Annotated in this window: 9 protein-coding genes; 5 read left to right on the top strand and 4 right to left on the bottom strand. The window is 74.7% G+C overall.

What is annotated here, in order from left to right:
- The first annotated feature begins 11 nt into the window (after positions 1–11).
- The 3 genes from ACFYYJ_RS17525 to ACFYYJ_RS17535 all read left to right on the top strand — a co-directional run bounded on the left by ACFYYJ_RS17525 (position 12) and on the right by ACFYYJ_RS17535 (position 1429).
- Entirely contained in the window at positions 12–416 is a 405-nt protein-coding gene (locus ACFYYJ_RS17525; RefSeq protein WP_389133520.1) for an ATP-binding protein, read from the top strand.
- Positions 417–433: 17 nt separating this feature from the next.
- Entirely contained in the window at positions 434–844 is a 411-nt protein-coding gene (locus ACFYYJ_RS17530) for an STAS domain-containing protein (protein WP_389133341.1), read from the top strand.
- A 249-nt stretch (positions 845–1093) separates the two neighbouring features.
- A complete protein-coding gene (locus ACFYYJ_RS17535; protein ID WP_385120155.1) occupies positions 1094–1429 on the top strand; it encodes an ArsR/SmtB family transcription factor in 336 nt (111 codons plus the stop codon).
- Between the two features lie 172 nt (positions 1430–1601).
- Here the strand turns inward: ACFYYJ_RS17535 and ACFYYJ_RS17540 are convergent, their stop codons facing one another.
- From ACFYYJ_RS17540 to ACFYYJ_RS17555, 4 genes are all read right to left on the bottom strand, one after another.
- Positions 1602–1760, bottom strand: coding sequence for a DUF6126 family protein (locus ACFYYJ_RS17540; RefSeq protein ID WP_385120152.1), 159 nt, complete (start codon positions 1758–1760; stop codon positions 1602–1604).
- A 135-nt stretch (positions 1761–1895) separates the two neighbouring features.
- Positions 1896–2072, bottom strand: a complete 177-nt coding sequence (locus ACFYYJ_RS17545) for a hypothetical protein (RefSeq protein WP_385120150.1) — start codon at positions 2070–2072, stop codon at positions 1896–1898.
- A gap of 139 nt (positions 2073–2211) precedes the next feature.
- The gene (locus ACFYYJ_RS17550; RefSeq protein WP_385120668.1) at positions 2212–2793 is read right to left on the bottom strand and encodes a DinB family protein; all 582 of its coding nucleotides are present in this window, start codon (positions 2791–2793) and stop codon (positions 2212–2214) included.
- A gap of 95 nt (positions 2794–2888) precedes the next feature.
- On the bottom strand, positions 2889–3644 hold the full coding sequence (locus tag ACFYYJ_RS17555; RefSeq protein ID WP_389133347.1) for a hypothetical protein: 756 nt from the start codon (positions 3642–3644) through the stop codon (positions 2889–2891).
- A gap of 419 nt (positions 3645–4063) precedes the next feature.
- Between ACFYYJ_RS17555 and ACFYYJ_RS17560 the strand changes: the two genes are divergently transcribed.
- Positions 4064–11902 carry an amino acid adenylation domain-containing protein gene (locus tag ACFYYJ_RS17560; protein ID WP_389133349.1) on the top strand — a complete coding sequence of 2613 codons (7839 nt, stop codon included), beginning with the start codon at positions 4064–4066 and terminating at the stop codon, positions 11900–11902.
- The gene (locus ACFYYJ_RS17565) at positions 11899–22404 is read left to right on the top strand and encodes an amino acid adenylation domain-containing protein (protein WP_389133351.1); all 10506 of its coding nucleotides are present in this window, start codon (positions 11899–11901) and stop codon (positions 22402–22404) included. Before ACFYYJ_RS17560 ends, ACFYYJ_RS17565 begins: the two co-directional genes overlap by 4 nt.
- The last annotated feature ends 7 nt before the right edge of the window (positions 22405–22411 follow it).

Genomic DNA, 22411 nt, shown 5'->3' on the forward strand with positions numbered 1-22411 from the left:
AGGTCGAGAGCATGCCCTTCCGGCACGTGCTGAACGTACCGGCCATGGGTTCGGCCGTGCGCATCGCCCGCGAGACCACCGAACTCGTACTGGTGGAGTGCGGAGTGGGGCTCGGTCATCCGAGCGTGGGTCCGGCGTTGCTGATCCTTGCCGAGCTGGTCACCAACGCCGTCCGCCACGCGGCCGTGTGCTCTCCGATGGTCACGGTGACGTACGCGCACAGCCCGGGGGCGTTCGCGTTCGCCGTCCATGACCGCCACCCCTACCAGCCGGCCCTGTACGGCGCCCTGGCCTCTGCCCCGGGCAGCGGCCTGGCCACGGTGGTCGAAATGACAGTGGAGCTCGGCGGCACCGCGGTCGTGCGCCCGGACGCGGACGGCGGCGGCAAGGCCATCTGGATCACCCTCCCCCTCTGAAGCCGAGGAACTGACGAATGACGATCGAATGGCGCTACACCACCCGCCGGGACGTAGGCGTGCTGTCCCTGGCGGGATACCTCGGCGCCGATGCCGTGGACCGGTTCACCGGCGCCGTCGGCTGGGCACTCGCCCGGGGCACGGGCCCGGTCATCCTCGACATGACCGGGCTGCTGGGCTGGTCGGCCGGCGGGCAGATCTCCGTCGCCCAAGCCGCACGCCGCCTCGCCGAGAACGGACGCCGCCTCGAACTGGCGGCGATCCCCGCGGACGGCTCCCTCGTACCGGATGCCGGCAGCCCGCCCGTCATCGTCCACTGTGACCTCGCCGCCGCCCTGGCCGCCCACGGAGCCCAGGACGCGGTCAGGCAGTGGAGCACCGACGACTGGCCAGACCCGCGCCATCCGGCGGCACCCGCCCTCGCCTGAATGCCGGCACCACCATCGATATCGGGCACGAGCCACAGCGGGCGGGGGCCTGGTCCTTCGCGCAAGAAGGCCCGACCGGCGAACGACCTGTTTGCCGGGTCCAAACGTCACGAAGGCCGCCCGCCAGGTCCCGGGAGTTGCAGGGATCTGCAATTGTGGAGGTCACAAGGCATGGAGGGGCGCGTGGGCGCCCCCACGAGGGAACGGTTTCGGGTGGATGAGATGGGCAGTCAGCGCAGGGGGACCCAGGTGAGCACACCGCTCTACCAGCTCAAGGCGGAGTTCTTCAAAACGCTGGGGCACCCGGTGCGCATCCGCGTCCTGGAACTCCTGGCCGTGCGCGAGCACGCGGTCGCCGAGATGCTGCCCGAGGTCGGGGTGGAGGCCGCGAGCCTGTCCCAGCAGCTCGCCGTCCTGCGCAAGGCCAACCTGGTGGTCACCCGCCGCGAGGGCTCCAATGTGTACTACAGCCTCACGCACCCGCAGATCGCCGAACTGCTGCGGGTCGCCCGCGGGATCCTCTCCGGCGTACTGGAGGGCCAGGCCGAAATCCTCGCCGACCTCCGCGCCACCAGCCACACCTAGGCCGTCCCTTCCGGATCTTGCCCAGCCCGCGCCGCCCGGCAAGATCCGAAAGAGACGACCCAGTCGGCACATCGCGGCGCAGGGCCCACGGGCCCACGCCCCCGCATACGGCGGCCGTCTTCCGTTGGTGCTGGTTCAGCCCGCGCTTCTGACACCGGGAGACGGCCGCTTCTCACTTCTGGGCATGCCGGCCCAGATAGAACAGCAGCCAGACGAACCCGGCGAACACATGGGTGCCGAAGATGTAGAAGAAGGCACGGAGCGCAACGCCCTTCTCCTTCCACTTCTCACGATCGGCGGCCTTCCCCTCGGCGAGGGTGTCATCGGTCATGACGCGTCTTCCTTCTCGGGCCCGTCGTGCGGGCGCATGGAGGGGCGGGCCGGCACTCGCAGGCCGCGCTCGCCGGCATGCATGACGACGGCCGCGACTTCCCCGGCACCGGCGGAGCCGGGAACGGTGTCCGGTTCACCGGCTGTCCTCGGGGTCGGTGGTCACGCCGTGATCGCGGGCCACACGCAGGGCGTCCTCCAGCTCCTCGGCGGCCGCCGCCTCCTCGAAGGCATCATCGGCCTGCACTGCGGCCGCCAGCCGGGCCCGCGCCACGCGAACCCGGTCCAGCGCCGCTTCCTCGAACCCGGCCACACCCCAACTCCTGTCCCCGAGTTTCAAGAACTATCCACTTGCAGAACTCTGCAAGTCTAGCCGGTGCGGTCCCCCGGACACTCCCCGGTGGCGGGATCAGCGGACCGGCTGCCCCAGCCCACGCCGGCGCGGCCGGTGGTCAGGGCGTTGGTGCGGCCGTCCTGGCAAGCTGTTCGATCCTCGCGAAGTGGGCCGCACGGGCCTCCTCGTCGATCGGCCGCTCGATTTCGGCGCGCATCCCGGTCCGGCCGTCGACGCCCTCGCGCAGGATGTCGGCGTGCCCGGCATGCCGGATGGTCTCGCCGAGGACATGGACCATGACGGCGAACAAGTTCGTGTTAGGACTAGGCTCCGACCACCAGGGCACGTGGCCGGGGGCATCGAGGGCAAGCTCGTTGATCGTCGCGTCCGAGTGTTCCCAGGTGCGCCGGTAGAAACCGATGATCTGATCGCGCGTCTCGTTCTCGGCCGCCCATTGATCGCTGCCGTCGGAGTCCTGCCACCGGCACAACGGTTCCGGAGAAGGGCGGTCGAAGACCTCACCGAAGTACCGGGCCTCGACCGTGGCCACGTGTTTGACCAGGCCGAGGAGGTTGGTCCCGGTCGCCGTCAGAGGCCGGCGCGCATCGTATTCGGACAAGCCGTCGAGCTTCCAGAGCAGCGCCTCACGGTCCCGCCGCAGTCTCTTGTGCAGGTTGTCCTTCGCGAACTCATCGATCATGTGGCCCGAGCCTGCCACGGGCCGCTCACGGTCTCAAGATCCCGTACACGGTCCGCAGCGACAGTCGTCCGGCCCGCCGCTGCGGCCAAGTGTGCTCAGAAGTGATCAGGACCCGACCAGCTGTACCAGGGGCCGCTGACGTGGACGTACTCGTCGCTGTGCGGCGTCGGGCCGTTCGGCGGGAGGTAGGCGTAGCCGTGACGCGCGAAAAGGCCGGAACCTCCGATGGCGAACTTCAGGCCGCCGTCGGCGAGTTCGGCGTCTCGAACCGGGTAGCCCCCGATCCAGGTCTGGTGGTGGTCCACCGAGCCCGTGGCGAGGGCCTGCTCTGCATAGGAGGTGAGTGCGGGCCGGGCGATCGCGAATCGCGCCTGGAGGGGAAGGCCGTGGTGGATCAGCAGCACCGTGGCCCCGACCAGCAGTGGGGCTGCCGCCCAGCGCCAGAGGCCGCGCAGCCGCCCCGCTCCGGCCCCCTCGGTCGGCTCCGCGGTACTCGCCATCTGCCAGGCGAACCAGGCGAACGGCAACAGGCCGAGCACCACCAGGCCCATGGCCAGCATTCCGAGGTCCTCACCGGGCACGCTGTAGCCCAGCGCGACGGCACCCGACGCCAGCAGGCAGCCCAGCAGCACACTGTTGCCCGGGCGGCGGAGCCGCCGTACGCGGCTTCGCGCAGCGGGTGAGACGGCCAGCCTCACCAGGCCCCATGCGAGCATCGCCATGAGCGGCACCGCCGCGAACAAGCCGGTGAGCACCGTGCCGAACACCACGCGCTCGCGTACAGGACTGTCCGGCGCCGCGATGACGGCCAGCAACACGGCCAGAAGCAACGGCCCCCGGTATCCGGGCATGGGCAGACGGTGGAGCCTGGCGGTCAAGGACGGCGGGTTCGTGATCACGTCGCCATCCCTACCATGCCGTGGATCTCGTCCGAAAGGCCCGTTCGATGGCGCGACCGCGGCCGGGGTCCGCCCGGGCCGGCCCGGCCCGGTGAGCGCCTGACGCCGACGTCCGTGCCCGCGCGTGTGGCTCGACATCGATGTCAGGATCCGCGCCCGCACCGTCGGCTCCTCCCTGGTCCCCGGGTGCGCCGCCGATCGCGGTACCTGGATCCGCCTGTCACGGGATCGCGGTACCGGGGATTTCTCCGGGCGGATCGGGCGTCGTCAAGAGGCGTATTAGTGGGACTTTCGGGACCGTCCGGCCGTCGCGGACAGTGGCCTCACGTCGTCGTTGATCGACCGATCCGACTGAGGAGACTGACCACCGCATGCCCACTCACGACCGCGGGCCGCTGCCCCTGACCCCGCCGCAGAACGGCGTCTGGTTCGCACAGCAGCTCGACCCCACCCGCCTCGACTACACCATCGCCGAGTACCTGGAGATCCGCGGGGCGGTGGATCCGGAGCTGCTCGCCGAGGCGGTGCGCACGACGGTGGCCGGAACCGAGACGCTGTGCGTCCGCTTCGCCGAGGTGGACGGAGTGGTGCGCCAGATACCCGCCGGGCCGCCGCCGCTGCGGATGGAGACGGTCGACGTCAGCGACCGCCCGGACCCGGACGCCGAGTCCGAGCGGCTGATGCGCGCCGAGCTGGCCCGGCCGACGGACCTGGCGACCGGGGACGTGTGCCGGCACCTCCTGGTGCGGACCGGTCCGGCGACGTACCGCTGGATGCAGGGCTACCACCACCTCGTCGCGGACGGGGTCACCGGCTCGATCCTCGCCCGGCGGACCGCCGAGGTGTACTCGGCGCTGGTCGCGGGCGAGCCCGTACCGGCCGTCGAGAGCACGCCGTGGGAGCGGATCGTGGCCGGGGAGGAGGAGTACGCCCGCTCCGAACGGTCGGCGGAAGACCGGGAGTTCTGGCGGGGACGACTGGACGGCGCCCCCGAGCCCGTCTCCTTCACCGGCAGCGTCCCGGCCCCCGCCTCGGGTACGACGGTGCGGGTGAGCGGCGACCTCGACCCCGATGACGCGCGGACCCTGCGCGAGGCGGCACGCCGGCACGGCACGCGCTGGTCGGCGCTGGTGATGGCCGCGGCCGCCGCCCACCTGCACCGCGCGGGCGGCACCGAGGACGTGGTCCTGGGTCTGCCGGTCACCGGCCGCACCACCCCGGACGCCCGCCGGACACCCGGCATGTTCTCCAAGGTGCTGCCGCTGCGGCTGACGGTCACCGCGGACACGACGGTCGGCGATCTGCTGCGCGGCACCTCGGCCGGCATCAAGGAGGCCCTGCGCCACCAGCGGTACCGCATCGAGGAGTTCACCGGGACCGGACCCCGGTTGTGGGACGCCGCCGTCAACCTCATGTCCTTCGACTACGAGCTGTCCTTCGCCGGTGCTCCCGCAACCGCGCACAACCTCTCGGTCGGCCCGGTGGAGCACGTCTCCCTCAACGTCTACGACCGCGGCGGCGACAGCCCGCTGACCGTGCAGGCCGAGGGCGACGCCGCCGACCTCGATCGGGTCGAACTGGACGCGCTGCGGGTGCGCTTCACCCGCTTCCTGGTCGCCCTCGCCTCGGCCGAGGACGAGGCTCCGGTCGGCTCGCTGCCCTTCCTGACCACCGAGGACGAGGAGCGGCTCGCCGCCTTCGCCGAGGGCGGCGTCGACCCCGTGGCCGGGGGCGCGTCGCTGCACGCGCTCTTCGAGGAGGTGGCGGCGCGCACCCCCGAGCGGGCCGCCGTGATCTGCGCCGGCCAGGAGGTCACCTACCGGGAGCTCGACGCCTGGGCCGAGGACATCGCGGACCGGCTGCGGACGGCCGTCGAACCGGGCACCCCGGTCGGCGTCTGCGTGGAGCGCTCCCCGTCGATGGTCGCTGCCCTGCTCGGCGTCCTGAAGGCGGGCGGCTGCTACGTACCGCTCGACCCCGGCCTGCCGCCCGAGCGCATCGCGTACATCGTGCGCGACGCCGGGCTGCGCACGGTCGTCGCCGGGCCGGGCAGCCGCGACCGGCTGCCGCACGACCTGCCGGGCGTGGTCGACGCGAGCGCGCCGACCGACGGGTCCCGCTCCGGCCGGAGGTCCGTACCGGTGCCGGCCGCGTCCGCCGCGTACCTGCTGTACACATCGGGCAGTACGGGCGAGCCGAAGGGCGTCGTCGTCCCGCACGCGGCGGCCGTCGACTTCGTGCGCGGCCACCTCGCGCTGTGCGGCGCGGGCGACACCGGAGCATCCGCGACCGGGCGTACGGAACGGTTCCTCGGGTTCGCCTCGCTGTCGTTCGACGTGTCGGTCCTGGACGTGTTCGGTTCTCTGCTGAGCGGTTCCACCCTGGTCCTCGCCACCGACGCCGAGCGGGTCGACGTCGACCGGCTCCAGGCGTTGCTCGCCGAGCACGCGGTGACGGTCGCCGACCTGCCGCCGGCGCTCCTGCCGCTGCTGGACCCGGCGGGACTACCGGCGCTGCGGTTCCTGTCCACGGGCGGTGAGGCCCCGTCCGGGGACGCCGTGGACCGCTGGGCGACGGACGGCCGCGAGGTCTGGAACGCGTACGGGCCGACCGAGGCGGCCGTGTCCGTGACCATGCACCGCGTGGTTCCGCCCTCGCACGGCCGGATCCCGCCGATCGGGCGCCCGATGGTCAACCACCGTGCGTACGTGGTCGACCGGGGGCTGCGGCTGCTGCCGCCGGGAGCGACCGGCGAGCTCTGCGTGGCCGGGGCGGGTCTCGCCCAGGGGTACGCGGGGCGCGCGGCCATGACCGCGGACCGTTTCGTGCCGGACCCGTTCTCCGGTGTGCCCGGTGCGCGGATGTACCGGACGGGGGACCTCGTGCGCTGGACGGCGCGGGGCGAACTGGAGTTCGTGGGGCGGGTGGACCGCCAGGTCAAGATCAACGGCCACCGGATCGAACTGGGTGAGATCGAGGCGGTGCTCGGCCGGCAGCCCTCGGTGGGGCAGGCCGCGGTCGTCGTGCACGCCCCCGCGGGCGGAGCCCGCCGGCTCGTCGCCTTCGTGGCCCCGCCGGCCGGCGGCGGCCCGGTGCCCGAACCGGATGCGCTGGCAGCGGAGTTGGGCCGGGTCCTGCCGGGCTACATGGTGCCCCGCACCTTCGTGGCGGTGGACCGGCTGCCCCTCACCCCGGGCGGCAAGGTCGACCGCGCGAAGCTGCGCGTACCCGAGGTCGCGGCCCGTCCGGAGCACCCCGAGCGGGTGTACGGCGCCACCGAGCAGACCCTCGCGGCCCTGTTCTCCGAGGCCCTCGGCGTCACCGCGACCCCGGACGACAACTTCTTCGAGCTCGGCGGCGACAGCATCACCGCCCTCGGCCTGACCAGCCGGGCGCGGGCTCGGGGCTTCTCCTTCACCCTGCGCGAGGTGTTCGCGCACAAGACCCCGGCCGCCCTCGCCGCGGCCGTCGGCGAGCCGGGCCATGGTTCCTCCCAGGCCGCCGGTCCGATGGTTCCCGAGCACGGTCCGCTCCCCGCGACACCGGTCATGCGCTGGCTCCTCGACGGGCCGGGTCCCATCGGCCGGTTCAGCCAGTCCATGGTGCTGACCCTGCCCGAGGGCGCGGACGACGCGACGCTCGTACGGGTCCTGCAGTCGGTCGTGGACCGGCACGGGGCGCTGCGCCTCGGCGTGACCGTCGGCCCGGAGGGCCGGCTGTGCACGGTCGGCGAGCCCGGTTCGGTCGACGTGTCCCGGCTGTACCGCACCGTCGACGTGGCCGGGTCGGACGAATCCGCCCGCGTCGCGATCATGGCGGAGGCGGCCCGGGAGGCGGCCGGACAACTGGACCCCGCGACCTCGGCGATGCTCCGGGCCGTGCGCTTCGACACCGGTGGGGCGGCGCCGGACCGGCTGCTGCTGTGCGTGCACCACCTGGCGGTGGACGGGGTGTCCTGGCGGATCCTGACGGCCGACCTGGCCACGGCCTGGGAGGCCGCCGTCGCCGGGCGTCCGCTTCCGGCCGCGGACGGGGAGGTCTCGTTCCGCGCGTGGGCCCACCATCTCGAACTCCAGGCGGGTTCCGCGGACGTGCAGGCCGAGCTCCCCTTCTGGCGCGCGACGCTGGACACCCCCGGGGACGCCCCGGGGACGCGCGAGCCCTGGCAGCGGATCCCCGACCCGGCGCGGGACACCGCCGGCGCCACGCGCACGCTGACGCTCGACCTGCCCGCCGAGGTCACCGGCCCGCTGCTGGTCGGCGTGCCCGGCGCGCTGCGCACCGGCCCGGCCGAGGTGCTCCTCGCGGGACTGGTCCTCGCGGCCCACCGCCTGCGCTCCCCCGGCACCGCCCCGGGCTCGCTGCTGGTCGACCTGGAGGGCCACGGCCGCGTCGACCGCACCGGCCGGCACGACCTGGCGCGCACCGTGGGCTGGTTCACCACCCAGTACCCGGTCCGGTTCGACGTGGACGGCCTCGACCTGGACGCGGCGGCCCGGGGCGGCGACGCCCTCGCCGAGCTGGTCGCGCGGATCCACACGACGGTCGCCTCCGTACCGGACCACGGCACGGGCTTCGGCCTGCTGAGCCGGCTCGATCCGCGCAGCGCCGCGGAACTGTCCGGACTTCCGCGCCCCCGGGTCCTGTTCAACTACCTGGGCCGGTTCTCCGGCGGGGACGGGGCATCCTGGAGCCCCGCCCCCGAGGCCGGCGGCCTGCGGGCCGAGGTGGATCCGGCGATGCCCGTCGAGCACGCCCTGCAGATCGACGCCATGGCCGTGGACGGCTCCGACGGACCCGCCTTCACCGCGGTCGTCACCCATCCCGCGGAGCTGTTGACCGAGGCCGAGGCGGACGCCCTGGTGTCGGCCTGGGAGGATGCCCTGCGCCTGTTGGCCGGCTGGACGGGCGCCCCCCGGCCTCGCCGCCTCACTCCCCGTGACCTGCCGCTGGTCCGGCTGACGCAGCCGGAGACGGACGCCCTGGCCGCGCGCTACGCCGGGCTCTGCGACGTGCTGCCTCTCTCGCCGCTCCAGGAGGGGCTCTTCTTCCACTCCGCCTTCGACACGGGCGCGATGGACGCCTACACCGGCCAGATCGTCCTCACCCTGGACGGCGCCCTGGACGAGGACGTCCTGCGGGCGTCCTGCGACCGGCTGCTGCGCCGCCACACCGCGCTGCGCTCCGCCTTCACCGACCAGGGTCTGGACGGGCCGGCGCAGATCGTCGTCGAGTCCGTCGAGGTGCCGTGGGAGGCCGTGGACCTGGGCGGACTCGGCGCCGCGGACCGGGAGCAGGAGTGGCAGCGGCTGCTCGCGGCCGACCGGGCCCGCCGCTTCGACCTGGAGCGGCCTCCGCTGGTGCGCTTCACCCTGGTCCGGTTCGGCGCGGCCGAGCACCGGCTGATGATGACGAACCACCACATCGTCTGGGACGGCTGGTCCTCGGCGGTCCTGCTGCGCGAACTCCTCACCGGATACGCGGAATGCGGCGGCCCCGGCGGCCCGGGCGCGTCCGGTCCGGTCGGCGAAGGGGTCCCGTACCGCTCGCACCTGGACTGGCTCGCCCGCCAGGACGACGGCGCCGCCGAGACCGCGTGGAGCACCGCGCTGGCCGGGCTGGAGGAGCCGACGCTGCTGGGCGCGGCCGATCCGAACCGGATCGACGCGCTGCCCGAGCGGTTCCCGGTGGAGCTGTCGGCCGAGCTCACGGCCCGGCTCACCGCGCGGGCCCGTACCGCGGGCGTGACCCTCAACAGCGTGATCCAGGGCGTCTGGGCGATGCTGCTGGGCCGGGTGACCGGGCGGGACGACGTGGTGTTCGGCGGAACGGTCTCGGGACGGACCGCGGACGTGGCGGGCATCGAGGAGATGGTCGGCCTGCTGATCAACACCCTGCCCGTGCGGTTCCGGATCCGCGAGGACGAGCCGCTGCTGGCGGCGCTCGCCCGGTTCCAGGACGAGCAGGCGGAGCTGATGGACCACCAGCACGTCGGGCTCGCCGGCATCCAGCGGGCGGCCGGGCTGGGCGCCCTCTTCGACACGACGGTCGTCGTCGAGAACTATCCGCTCGACCTTGAGTCGATGCGGGACCTGGCCGGCGGACCGCGACTGACCGGGGTGGAGGGCTCGGACGCCACCCACTACACCGTCAACCTCATCGTGCTGCCCGGGGAGCGGCTGCGGCTCCACCTCGACCACCGCACGGACGTGCTGGACGCACGGACGGCGCGCAGCCTGGGCGAGGCGCTGGAGCGGCTGCTGACGGCCGTCGCCGACGCCCCCTCCACCCCGGTCGGGGAGGTGGACCTGCTCTCCGCGGAGCAGCACCGGCTGATCCGGGAATGGAACGGCACGGCCGTGCCCGTCCCCGACACCACGCTGGTGGAACTGTTCGAACGGCAGGTGGCCCGGACCCCCGGCGCCCCGGCGACCGTCTTCCGCGGCGAGCGCCTCTCGTACGCCGAACTCGACGCCCGCGCCGAACTGCTGGCCGGCGAGCTGTGCGCCCGGGGCGCCGGTCCGGAGCGGATCGTCGCGGTCGCCCTGCACCGCTCCACCGAGATGGTCGTCTCGCTGCTGGCCGTGCTGAAGTCGGGGGCGGCCTACCTTCCGGTGGACCCCTCGCTGCCTGCGGACCGGATCGCGTACCTGCTGTCCGACGCCGAGCCCGTCCTGCTGCTCGCCGACGACGAGGTGGCGGCGGCGCTGCCGGCCGCGGCGGACCTGCCCCGGCTGGATCCGGGGGCCGTGCCCGACGGGAGCGCCACCGGTGCGGTGCGGCAGGCCCCCCTGCCCGCGCACCCCTCGTACGTGATCTACACGTCCGGGTCGACGGGGCGGCCCAAGGCCGTCGTCGTGGAGCACTCGGCCATCGTGAACCGGCTGCTGTGGATGCAGGACCGCTACCGGCTGGGCGCCGACGACCGGGTGCTCCAGAAGACCCCGTTCGGCTTCGACGTCTCGGTGTGGGAGTTCTTCTGGCCGCTGATCACCGGCGCGGCCCTGGTGGTCGCCGAGCCCGGCGGGCACAAGGACCCCGCCTACCTCAGCCGGGTGATCCAGGAGGAGGCGGTCACCACCGTCCACTTCGTCCCGTCCATGCTGGCCGCGTTCGTCGAGGACCCGAAGGCGGGCGGCTGCCGGTCGCTGCGCCGGGTCGTGTGCAGTGGCGAGGCGCTGCCGGAGGAGCTGAAGAACCGCTTCCTCGACGTGCTCGACGTGCCCCTGCACAACCTGTACGGACCCACCGAGGCGGCCGTGGACGTCACGCACTGGGACTGCCGCCGCGAGGACGCCGGGCCCGTGCCGATCGGCCGGCCGATCTGGAACACCTCGCTGTACGTGCTCGACCCGCGGGGGCGCCCCGTCCCGGTGGGCGTCGCGGGCGAGCTGTTCCTGGCGGGCGCGGGCCTCGCCCGCGGGTACCTGCGCCGCCCGGCGCTCACCGCGGAGCGGTTCCCGCTGGACCCGTTCGGCCCGCCGGGCTCGCGCATGTACCGCACCGGCGACCTGGCGCGCCACCGGGCCGACGGCTCGGTGGAATACCTGGGCCGCACCGACGACCAGGTGAAGATCCACGGCTTCCGGATCGAACTCGGCGAGATCGAAACGGCGCTGGGGCGCCTCCCCGGTGTCGGGCGGGCCGCGGTCGTGGTCCGCGAGGACGTCCCGGGCGACCGCAGGCTCGTCGGGTACGTCGTCCCGGAGGCCGGGGCCGACCCGGCTCCGGTACTGGAGCCCGAGCCGATGCGCGCCGAACTGGCCCGCTCCCTCCCGGAGTACATGGTTCCGGTGCTGGTGGTCGTGGACGGGCTGCCCGTCACGGCGAACGGCAAGCTCGACCGCCGGGCGCTGCCGGCGCCCGCCGCGGCGGCCGCCACCGGGTACGAGCCGCCCGCCGGCGAGACCGAGGAACTGGTCGCCATGGTGTGGGCCTCCGTACTGGACGCGCCGCGGATCGGCCGCCACGACGACTTCTTCGCCCTCGGGGGGCACTCGCTGAGCGCCACCCGGGTGGCGGCCCGACTGCGCCAGTCCCTCGGCCTGGACCTACCCCTGCACACCCTCTTCGAACAGCGGACCGTCGCCACGCTCGCCATCGCCGTCGAGACGGTGCTGCTGGCCGAACTGGAGGCCGAAACGGCCCCGTTCGCCGCGGACACCGCCGACGCCGTTCCTTCACTCGTACTTCAGGGAGAGACCTCGTGACCACCCAGGAGAGCCTGCCGGCCACCGGCACGGACAGCCGCCTGGCCGCCGCCCGGGAACTGCTGCGCCGCCGGGTGCGCGCCGCGCTGGACGACTCGGCGGCCGGCGCGGCCGCCACGACGGCCCCCACCCCCACCGCCGGCCCCGGCGGTCCGGGCGCCGAGCCCGTCGCCTCGTTCGCCCAGGAGCGGATGTGGCTGGTGGACCGGATGATGGACGGCACCCCCGGCTACGCGATCCCCGAGGTCGTACGGCTGCGCGGCCCCGTCCGCCCGGACCTGCTGCGCCGGAGCCTGACGGCCGTCGTGGCCCGCCACGCACCGCTGCGCACCGTCTTCGAGGAGCGCGACGGCGCCCCGCACCCGGTGGTCCTGCCCGCGCCGGAGGCCGTCCCGCTGCCGGTGCTGGACCTGGGCGGCGCTCCCCTCGCCGAACTGGAGGAGCGGGCCCACGCCCTGGCCCGGGAGGAGGTCCGCAGACCCTTCGACCTCGCGACGGGACCGCTGCTGCGCGCCCTGCTGATCCGGCTGGGCGCGGAGGACCACCTGCTGGTGCTGGTGGTCCACCACATCGCCACGGACGGCTGGTCCATGGGCCTGCTCTGGCAGGAGTTCTCCGAGGGCTACGCAGCCCTGCTCGCGGAGCGGCCCCTCGCCCGGGCACCGCTCGCACTCGACTACCAGGCGTACGCCCGTACCCAGCGCGACCGGTTCGCGAGCGGTGCGATGAACGGGCAGCTGCGCTGGTGGGAGGAGTGCCTCGCCGGACTGGAACCCCTCGAACTGCCCGCCGACCGGCCCCGGCCCACCCGCCGCAGCGGTGACGGCGCGAGCCTGGACTTCACCCTCGACGCGCCGCTCACCGCACGGCTGCGCGGGATCGCCGAGAGCTCCGGCGCCACCCTCTTCATGACCCTGCTGGCCGGCTTCCAGGCGGCCCTGGCCCGCTACGCCGGCCGCACCGACATCGCCGTCGGCACTCCGGTGGCCGGGCGCGACCGGGTGGAACTGGAGCCCCTCGTCGGGTTCTTCGTCAACACCGTGGTGCTGCGCGCCGACCTGTCGGGCGATGCCGGGTTCCGCGAACTGCTCGGCCGGGTCCGGCGGGCGACGGTGGACGCGTACGACCACCAGGAGGTGCCGTTCGACCGGCTGGTGGAGCACCTGAGCCCCGAGCGCGTCGGCGACCGCAACCCGCTCGTGCAGGTGATGTTCGCGTCGGCCCCGGACGAGACGGCCGGGCTGCGACTGCCGGGGCTGGACGCGCAGTCCGTGCGGACCGACTTCGGCGGATCGCTCTTCGACCTGAGCGTCTTCGTCTCCGAGGGCGCCGAAACCTGCTCAGGCTCGCTCGTCTTCGACACCGACCTGTTCGACCGGGCCACGGCCGAACTCGTCCTCGGCCACTACCTGGAGCTGCTCTCGTCCGCCGCCGAGGAGCCCGACCGCCCCGTGGCCGAGCTGCTGCCCTCCGCCCCGACCGCGGCCCGGCTCGCCGCCGAGGGCCACGGCGCGGTCCGCCGCGACCTCGCCCCGGCCGGCCTGGTGGAGCTGTTCTCCGAGCAGGTCCGGCGCGCCCCCGGCGCCGACGCCGTGGTCTGCGGCACGGACCGCCTCAGCTTCGCCGAACTCGACTCCCGTTCCGACCGGCTGGCGGCCCGGCTGGCCGCCGCCGGGGTGGGGCGCGAGACCCCGGTGGCCCTGCTCATGGAGCGCTCGGTCCAGCTCCCGGTGGCGATCCTGGCCGTCCTGAAGGCCGGCGGGGTCTACGTCCCGCTCGGCGAGGGTTTCCCCGTCGCCCGGCTGCACTGGATGCTGGAGCGGACCGGCGCCCGCCTGCTGCTCGCCGATCCGGCGACGGCCGGCCACGAGGCGGTCCGCACGTCGCCCGTGCCGGTGCTCGACGTGAGCGCCCCGGCGGACGCGGTCCAGGCCGGACCGGTCCCGTACCCGCCCTGCGCACCGGACCAGTTGGCGTACGTGATGTACACCTCCGGATCCACGGGAGAGCCGAAGGGCATCGGCGTCACGCACGCCAACGTCGCGGCGCTCGCCCGCGACACCGCCTTCGGCGCCGCGCACCGGCGGGTGCTGGCCCATTCCCCGCTGTCGTTCGACGCCTCGACGTACGAACTGTGGGTGCCGCTGCTGTCCGGCGGCCAGGTGGTCATGGCGCCGCCCGGCCGGGTGGACACCGCGGCCCTGGCCGCGCTGGTGGAGGAGCACCGGATCACCTCGATGTTCCTCACGGCCGCCCTGTTCAACCTGGTGGTCGAGGAGTGCGTGGAGCTCCTGACGCGGGTGCGGGAGGTGTGGACGGGCGGCGAGGCCGCCTCCCCGCACTCCTTCGCCCGGGCCCTGGCGCAGGCTCCGGACACCGTCCTGGTCAACGTGTACGGTCCCACCGAGACCACCACCTTCGCCACGGGCCACCGGCTGGACCCCCGCGCCGGCGCCGTCGTGGACGGCCGGATCCCCATCGGCACGGCCCTGGACGACACCCGCCTGTACGTCCTGGACGAGCGCGGCCGCCCGGTACCGCAGGGCGCCGTCGGCGAGCTGTGCATCGGCGGCACCGGCGTGGCCCGCGGCTACCTGGGCCGACCCGGCCTGACCGCGCGGCAGTTCACCCCGGACCCGTACGGCGCCCCGGGCGCCCGGATGTACCGGACGGGCGACCTCGCCCGGCGGCGCCCCGACGGCACCGTCGACTACCTCGGCCGCAGCGACCAGCAGGTCAAGATCCGCGGCCACCGGATCGAGCCGGGCGAGGTCGAAGCCGAGCTGACCCGCTGCCCGCAGGTCGGGCACGCCGCGGTGGTGGTCCGCGAGGACACCCCCGGCGAGCAGCGCCTCGTCGCCTACGTGGTGCCCTCGCAGGAGCGGTCGGCCGAGCCTGCCGAGCTGCACCGGGCCCTCGCCGCCCGGCTGCCCGCGTACATGCTGCCCTCGGCGATCGTGCCGCTCGCGGCCCTGCCGGTGACCCCGAACGGCAAGCTGGACCGGCGCGCGCTGCCCGCGCCCCCCGAAGAGGGTGTGCGCCGGGCCGAGTTCGCGGCGCCGGCGACCGCGACCGAGGAACTCGCCGCGGCCGTGTGGGCCGAGGTGCTGGGCACCGGGCGGATCGGCCGCCACGACGACTTCTTCGCCCTCGGCGGCCACTCCCTGCGGGCCACCCGCGCCGTTTCGCGGCTCGGCGCCCGCCTGGGCACCGGCGTACCGCTGCGGCTGCTGTTCGAGCACCCGACGCTGGAGCGGTTCGCGTCGGCACTGGACGCCCTGCGCGGCGACGGTCCCGCCGCGGCCGCGGCCGCCGTCACCGCGATCGGCGCCCGGCCCGCCGGGGAGCCGGCCCCGCTGTCGTTCGCGCAGCAGCGGCTGTGGTTCCTGGACCAGCTCCAGCCCGGCCGGCCCGACTACAACATCCCCGTCGCGACCCGGCTGCGCGGCCCGCTCGACGCCGACGCCCTGGCCGCCGCGCTGTGCGCGGTGGTGACCCGGCACGAGGTGCTGCGCTCGCGGATCACCGAGGGCCCGCGGGGCCCCGTACAGATCGTGGAGGCTCCGGAGGTCTTCGCCCCCGTCCGCACCGACCTGGGGGACCTGCCCCGCGAGGAGGCCCGCTCGCGGGCGCTGGGCCTCGCCCACGCGGACGCCGCCGCCCCCTTCGACCTGGGATCCGCTCCCCTGCTGCGGGCCCGCGTGGTGCGGGTCGCGGACGACGAGCACCTCCTCGTCCTGGTCCTGCACCACACCGTCGGCGACGGCTGGTCGATGCCGGTGCTGTGGCGGGAACTGTCCGGGGCCTACGCGGCGCTGCGCCGCGGTGAGCGCTCCGCGCTCCCGGAACTTCCGGTTCAGTACGGCGACTTCGCGCACTGGCAGCAGCGCCGGCTGGCGGACGGCGACGCCGACGCGGGCATCGCCCACTGGCGGGCGGCCCTGAGCGGCCTCCCGGCCCTGGACCTGCCCACCGACCGGCCGCGGCCCCAGGTCCGCTCGGGAGCGGGCGACGCCTTCGTCTTCGAGGTCCCCTCCGAGCTCGCCGAGCGGCTCGGCGCGCTGGCCCGGGAGCGCGGCGCCACCCTGTTCATGGTGCTGCTCGCCGGGTTCCAAGCGCTGCTGGCCCGCTACACGGGCCAGGCGGACATCGCGGTGGGCTCTCCCATCGCGGGCCGCGACCGCACCGAACTGGAGCCCCTCGTCGGCTTCTTCGTCAACACCCTGGTGCTGCGCACCGACCTGTCCGGCGACCCGGCGTTCGGCGAACTGCTGGGCCGGGTGCGCCGGACGGCGCTCGCCGCGTACGAGCACCAGGACGTCCCCTTCGACCGACTGGTGGAGGAACTGAGGCCGGAGCGCGACCTCAGCCGCAACCCGCTCTTCGACGTCCTGTTCCAGCTGCATCCCGAGCAGCTCGACGCGCTGCCGCTGGAGGGGGTGGAGGTCGAGAGCCTGGACACCTCCAACGGGACGGCCAAGTTCGACCTCAGCCTCGCGATGACCGAACACCCCGGCGGACTGACCGGCACCGTGAGTTACGCGACGGACCTCTTCGACCGGGACACGGTCGAGCGGTTCGGCGCGCACTACCTGCGGCTGCTGGCCGGTGCGGCCGAGACCCCCGACGCACCGCTGTCGCGGCTGGACGTGCTGTCCCCGCAGGAGCACGCCGCCCTGCTCGGAGAGGAGTCCGCGCCGCGGACGGACCGGCCGGCGGCGCGGACCCTGCACTCCCTGGTGGCGGAGCAGGCCCGGCTGCGGCCGGACGCCCCGGCCGTGACCTGTGAGGGCCGCACCACCGGCTACGGCGAGCTCGACGCGGCCGCCAACCGGCTGGCCCACCGCCTGCGGGAGCTCGGGACCGGCCCCGAGACCCGGGTGGCCGTACTGGCCGGGCGCGACCCGCGCATGCTGGTCTGCGTCCTCGCGGTACTGAAGGCCGGCGGCGCGTACGTCCCCCTCGACGCGGGCCATCCGGCCGAGCGGATCCGCACGGTCCTCGCCGACAGCGGCGCCCACCTGGTGCTGACGGCGGGCCTGCCGGACGGGCTGCCCTCGGACCTGACCGGCGACCTGACGGTCCTGGACCTGGACGCCGAGCGGCAGCTGGTCGACGCGCTGCCCCCGACGGAGCCGGCCGCCCCCGCCTCCCCCGCGCACCTCGCCTACCTGCTGTACACGTCCGGATCCACCGGCCGCCCCAAGGGCGTGGCCGTCACCCACGCCGCGATCACCGGCTATCTGGAGGCGTTGACCTCCACCTTCGGCCTCGGCTCCGAGGACGCCGTGCTCGCCCGCACCGCCCTGACCTTCGACCCGTCGGTGCGCGACCTGTTCGCGCCGCTGACCACCGGCGGGCGGATCGTGCTGGCCTCGCAGGACGAGGCCGGGGACCCGGAAGCACTGGCCCGGCTGCTGCACGCCGAGGGCGTGACGGCGCTGCTGTCGATCGTCCCGTCGATGCTGGAGCCGCTGGTCTCCGCCGTCACCGAACCCGCGGCCGCGCTGCGGCTGGTGATGACCACCGGTGAGGCGCTGACGCCCGGACTGGCGCGCGCCGCCCACACCTTGGGCGTGCCCGGCCGCCTGCGGCTGGTCAACCAGTACGGTCCGACGGAGTGCACCAACACCACCACGTACCACGTGGTGACGGACGCCGACATCGAGGCGGGCCGCATCCCCATCGGGCGTCCGCTGCCCGGCGCCCGGGTGCTCGTGCTCGGCGAGCACCTCGAACCACTGCCCCGGGGCGCGATCGGTGAGCTGTTCATCGCCGGGCGCGGGGTGGCCCGCGGGTACCTGGGCGATCCGGCGCGCACCGCCGAGGCCTATCCGCCGGACCCGTACGGGCCGCCCGGCGCGCGCATGTACCGCACCGGTGACCTGGCGCGGCTGCGCTCCGACGGCGTGCTGGAGTTCCACGGCCGGCGCGACAACCAGGTCAAGGTCCGCGGCCACCGGATCGAACTCGGCGAGGTCGAGGCCGCCCTGCTGCGCCACCCCGACGTGGCCCGGGCCGTGGCCGCCGCACACGGCGAGGGCGCCGACCGGCTGCTCGCCGCGTACGTGGTGTGGCGGGACGGGAGCGGTGATCCGGCCGCCGTGCTGGACTTCGTACGCGCGGCCCTGCCGGCCGCGATGGTGCCCTCCGCGCTGGTGGTGCTGGACGCGCTGCCGCTGACCCCGAACGGGAAGACCGACCGCCGGGCGCTGCCCGCGCCGGAGGCCGGCTCGGCCGGTGGGCACCGGGCGCACGTCGCTCCGCGCACGCCGCTGGAGCGGACGGTCGTCGAGGTCTGGGAGGAGGTGCTCGGCGAGGGCCCGATCGGGGTCCGCGACCACTTCTTCGAGCGCGGCGGACACTCCCTGCGCGCAACCCGGGTCATCTCCCGGCTGCGCGCCCTGCTGGAGCTGGACATCCCGATGCAGCTGCTCTTCCGCCACCCGGTGGCCGAGGACCTCGCCCGGGCGCTGGCCTCGCCGGTCGCGGCGGGGGCGAAGGGACCGGCGATCCCCGCGCTGCCCGAGGGGCCCGGCCCGCTGTCCTTCGGACAGCAGCGGCTGTGGCTGCTGGACCGGCTCCAGCCGGGCCGGCCCGACTACAACATGCCCGGTGCCGTGCGGCTGACGGGGGAGCTCGACACCGACGCGGCCCTGGCGGCCCTGACGGACGTCGTCGCCCGCCACGAAGTGCTGCGCTCGCGAATCGAGGAGTCCGGGGAATCCGGGAAGGACGGCGGCGAGGGCGCCTTCGCGGCCCGCGTCGTACCCGGTCCGGCCTCGATGTTCACCCCGTCCTTCACCGACCTTTCGGAGCTGGGCGCGACGGCGGCCGGGGAGCGGGCGCGGGAGCTGGCGGCGCACGACGCCGCACTGCCCTTCGACCTGGCGGCCGCGGGCCCGCTGCGGGCCCGCCTGGTGCGGATCGCGGCGCGGGAGCACCTGCTGGTGATCGTCGCGCATCACATCGCCTTCGACGGCTGGTCGGTGGGGGTGTTCTGGCGGGAGTTCTTCGCCGCCTACCGGGCCCGCACCGTCGAAGGGTCCGAGTCGCTGCCGGAACTCGCCGTCTCCTACCGCGATTTCGCGTCGTGGCAGCGCGACCGGCTGGGCGGTGACGCGCTCGCCGGCACCCTGGAGCACTGGCGGGAGCGGCTCGCCGGGCTGGCCCCGCTGGACCTCCCCACCGACCGGCCCCGGCCGGCCACCCCGTCCGGGCGCGGCGAGCAGTTCCCCTTCCTCCTGCCCGAGCCGCTGCTGCACGGGCTGCGCGAGCTGGGGCGCCGGCACGACGCCACGCTGTTCATGGTGCTGCTGGCCGGCTTCCAGGCCCTGCTGGCCCGCTGGTCGGGCAGCGAGGACGTGGCGGTGGGCTCCCCCATCGCGGGCCGCGACCGCACCGAACTGGAGCCGCTCATCGGCTTCTTCGTCAACAACCTGGTGCTGCGCACCGACCTGTCCGGCGACCCGGCCTTCGGCGAACTGCTGGACCGGGCCCGGGAGACCGCCCTGGGGGCGTACGCCCACCAGGAGGTGCCGTTCGAGCGTCTGGTGGAGGAGGTGCGGCCGGAGCGCGACCTGAGCCGCAACCCGCTGTTCCAGGTGATGCTGGTGCTCGACGAGGAGGCCGCCGCGCCGCCCGCCCTTCCGGGGCTGGACGTCGAACCGCTCTCGCTGGCCAGCGGGGCCTCGAAGTTCGACCTCTCGCTGTACTTCGTGGAGGAGGAGGGCGCGCTGCGCGGTGAGGCAGTGTTCGCGACCGACCTCTTCGACCGGGCGACCGTCGAGCGCATGACCTCGGCGCTGACCGAACTGCTCACGGCCGCGGTGGCCGATCCCGCGACGCCGCTCGGCGCACTGCCCCTGATGGGGCCGGCCGAGGAGCGCCGGATCCTGCGTGCGGGCGGCGGGTCCGCCCTGCCGGCCGCCGACCGGCCGCTGCCCGCGCTCGTCGGCGAGCAGGCCTCCCGTACTCCGCAGGCCGTGGCCGTGGACGACGGGGAACGGAGCCTGTCGTACGCCGGGCTGTGGGAGGTCTCGGGGCGCCTCGCCCGTGAGCTCGCCCGGCTGGGGGTGGGTCCGGACACGGCGGTGGCCGTCTGCGCGGAGCGCTCCGTGCTGCTCCCGGCCGCGCTGCTGGGCGTCCTGCGCTCCGGCGGCCTGTACGTGCCCGTCGACCCCGGCTATCCGGCCGACCGGATCGGCTACATGCTCGCGGACAGCGGCGCCCGGGTGCTGGTGGTGTCGGGGCTGTCCGGCACCGCGCAGGCGCCGGACGGGGTCGCCGTGGTGGACCTCGACGCCCTGGCCGGTGACGGGAACGCACGGGCCGACTTCGCACCCGTGCGACTGGAGCCGGAGCAGTTGGCGTACGCCCTGTACACCTCGGGCTCGACGGGACGCCCGAAGGGGGTCACCGTCCCGCACCGGGCGCTGGCCAACTTCACCCGGGACATGGTGCGCAGGCTGGAGCTGACGGCCGGTGACACGGTCGCGGCCGTCACCACGGCCTCCTTCGACATCGCCGTGCTGGAGCTGTTGGTCCCGCTCGTGTGCGGAGCCACCCTACGGGTCGTCGACCGGGAGACCGCGCGGGACGGCACCCTCCTCGCGAAGGAGCTGGACTCGGCACCGGTCACGGTCGTCCAGGCCACTCCGGCCACCTGGCACCAGCTGATGGAGTCCGGCTGGCAGGCGCCCCACGTCCGGGCTCTGTGCGGCGGCGAGGCGCTGCCGTCGGCCCTGGCCGAGCGGATGCGTACGGCGCTGGGCACCGTCTGGAACGTGTACGGGCCGACGGAGACCACCGTCTGGTCCACGGCGCACCGGCTGTCCGGTCCCGTCGGCGACGGGCCGGTGCCGATCGGCTCGGCGCTCGCCAACACCCGGCTGCACGTGCTGGACGCGGGCCTGCGACCGGTGCCGGTCGGGGTGTTCGGCGAGCTGTACATCGGCGGCGACGGCGTGGCCCGCGGCTACCACGGGCGGCCGGCGCTGACCGCGGAACGGTTCGTGCCCGACCCGTACGCGGCCGGCGAACGGCTGTACCGCACCGGTGACCTGGTACGCCGGCTCGCGGACGGCAGGCTGGAGTACCGGGGCCGGGCCGACGGCCAGGTGAAGGTGCGCGGTCACCGGATGGAGCTCGGCGAGATCGAGTCCGCGCTCGCCCGCCACCCGCGGGTGCTGGCGGCGGCCGTGGCCGTCCACGGCACGGGGGTGGACGCCGTCCTGGCCGGCTACGTGACCTGGCGGGACGAGGAGGGCGACGTGCGCGAGCTCGGCGACTTCCTGCGTCAGGACCTCCCCGAGTACATGGTCCCGTCGGTCCTGACCGCCTTGGAGCGACTCCCGCTCACCCCGAACGGCAAGCTCGACCGCAAGGCGCTGCCCGCCCCTTCGGCGGACGCGGCGCGCGGCGACGGCGCGGGGCGGGTCGCGCCGCGCGACACGACGGAGCTGCGGATGGCGCGGCTGTGGGAGCAGACCCTGGGGACGGCCCCGATCGGGGTCCGCGACGACTTCTTCGCGCTCGGCGGACATTCGCTCAAGGCCTTCGCCCTGATGGCGGCCGTGCGCCGGGAGTTCGGCGTGGAACTGCCGCTGAACCTGGTGTTCCGTCGGCGCACCGTGGAGCTGCTCTGCGAGGCGCTGCCGGACGCGGGGGCGGCCGCCGCCAGGCTGCTGGTCCCGCTGGCCGACGGGGACCCGTCCCGGCCGCCGCTGGTCCTCGTCCACCCGCGGGGCGGCGACGTCGTCTGCTACCGGGACCTGGTGCGGGACCTGTCCGCCCGTCCCGGGGGCGACCGGCGGATCCTGGGCCTGGAGTCGGTGGGCTACAACACCGGCGAGACCCCGCTGGAGCGGGTGCCCGAGATGGCCGAGCGCTACCTGGCCGCGCTCCGCGAGGAGCAGCCGCACGGCCCGTACCTGCTGTCCGGCTGGTCGTTCGGCGGGACGGTGGCCTACGAGATGGCGGCCCGGCTGGAGGCCGCCGGTGAGGAGGTCGCCTTCCTCGGCCTGATCGACGCGGCGGCGCCGGGCACGGCTCCCGGGAGCCGAGCCGGTGCGACGGGCGGGGCGGGCGATCCGGACCTGCTGCGGTACGGCATCGCCGCCGGGATCGACGCCGGCTCGGCGCGCGAACTGGACGAGGAGGAGCTGCTCGACGTCCTGGTGCGCCGGGGCCGCGAGGAGGGCACGCTCCCCCGTACCTCCCCCACGGAGGCCCTGCGCAGACTGCTGCGGGTCGCCGAGGCGAACGGGGCGGCCTCCGCCGCCTACCGCACCGACGCGGTACTCGCCGTGGACCTGCACCTCTTCACGGTCGACGAGCGTCACCCGGAGCTCGCGACCCCGCTGGTGGACCCGGCGGGCTGGCGGCCGCGCACCGCGGGCGCCGTCGTACGGGCCGCGGTCCCGGGCAACCACCACGACCTGGTGGACCCGCCGCACTGCGCCGCGCTGGCGGAGCTGCTGGCCGCGGCCCTGCCCTCCTGACCCACCT

Source organism: Streptomyces sp. NPDC002467 (assembly GCF_042889825.1).
Classification (GTDB): domain Bacteria; phylum Actinomycetota; class Actinomycetes; order Streptomycetales; family Streptomycetaceae; genus Streptomyces.

What these genes read in the sequence shown, in the direction of transcription:
- ACFYYJ_RS17525 (WP_389133520.1), top strand. Translation starts at nt 12, where the DNA reads ATGCCCTTCCGGCACGTGCTGAACGTACCGGCCATGGGTTCGGCCGTG.
- ACFYYJ_RS17530 (WP_389133341.1), top strand. Translation starts at nt 434, where the DNA reads ATGACGATCGAATGGCGCTACACCACCCGCCGGGACGTAGGCGTGCTG.
- ACFYYJ_RS17560 (WP_389133349.1), top strand. Translation starts at nt 4,064, where the DNA reads ATGCCCACTCACGACCGCGGGCCGCTGCCCCTGACCCCGCCGCAGAAC.
- ACFYYJ_RS17550 (WP_385120668.1), bottom strand. Translation starts at nt 2,793, where the DNA reads ATGATCGATGAGTTCGCGAAGGACAACCTGCACAAGAGACTGCGGCGG.
- ACFYYJ_RS17555 (WP_389133347.1), bottom strand. Translation starts at nt 3,644, where the DNA reads ATGCCCGGATACCGGGGGCCGTTGCTTCTGGCCGTGTTGCTGGCCGTC.
- ACFYYJ_RS17540 (WP_385120152.1), bottom strand. Translation starts at nt 1,760, where the DNA reads ATGACCGATGACACCCTCGCCGAGGGGAAGGCCGCCGATCGTGAGAAG.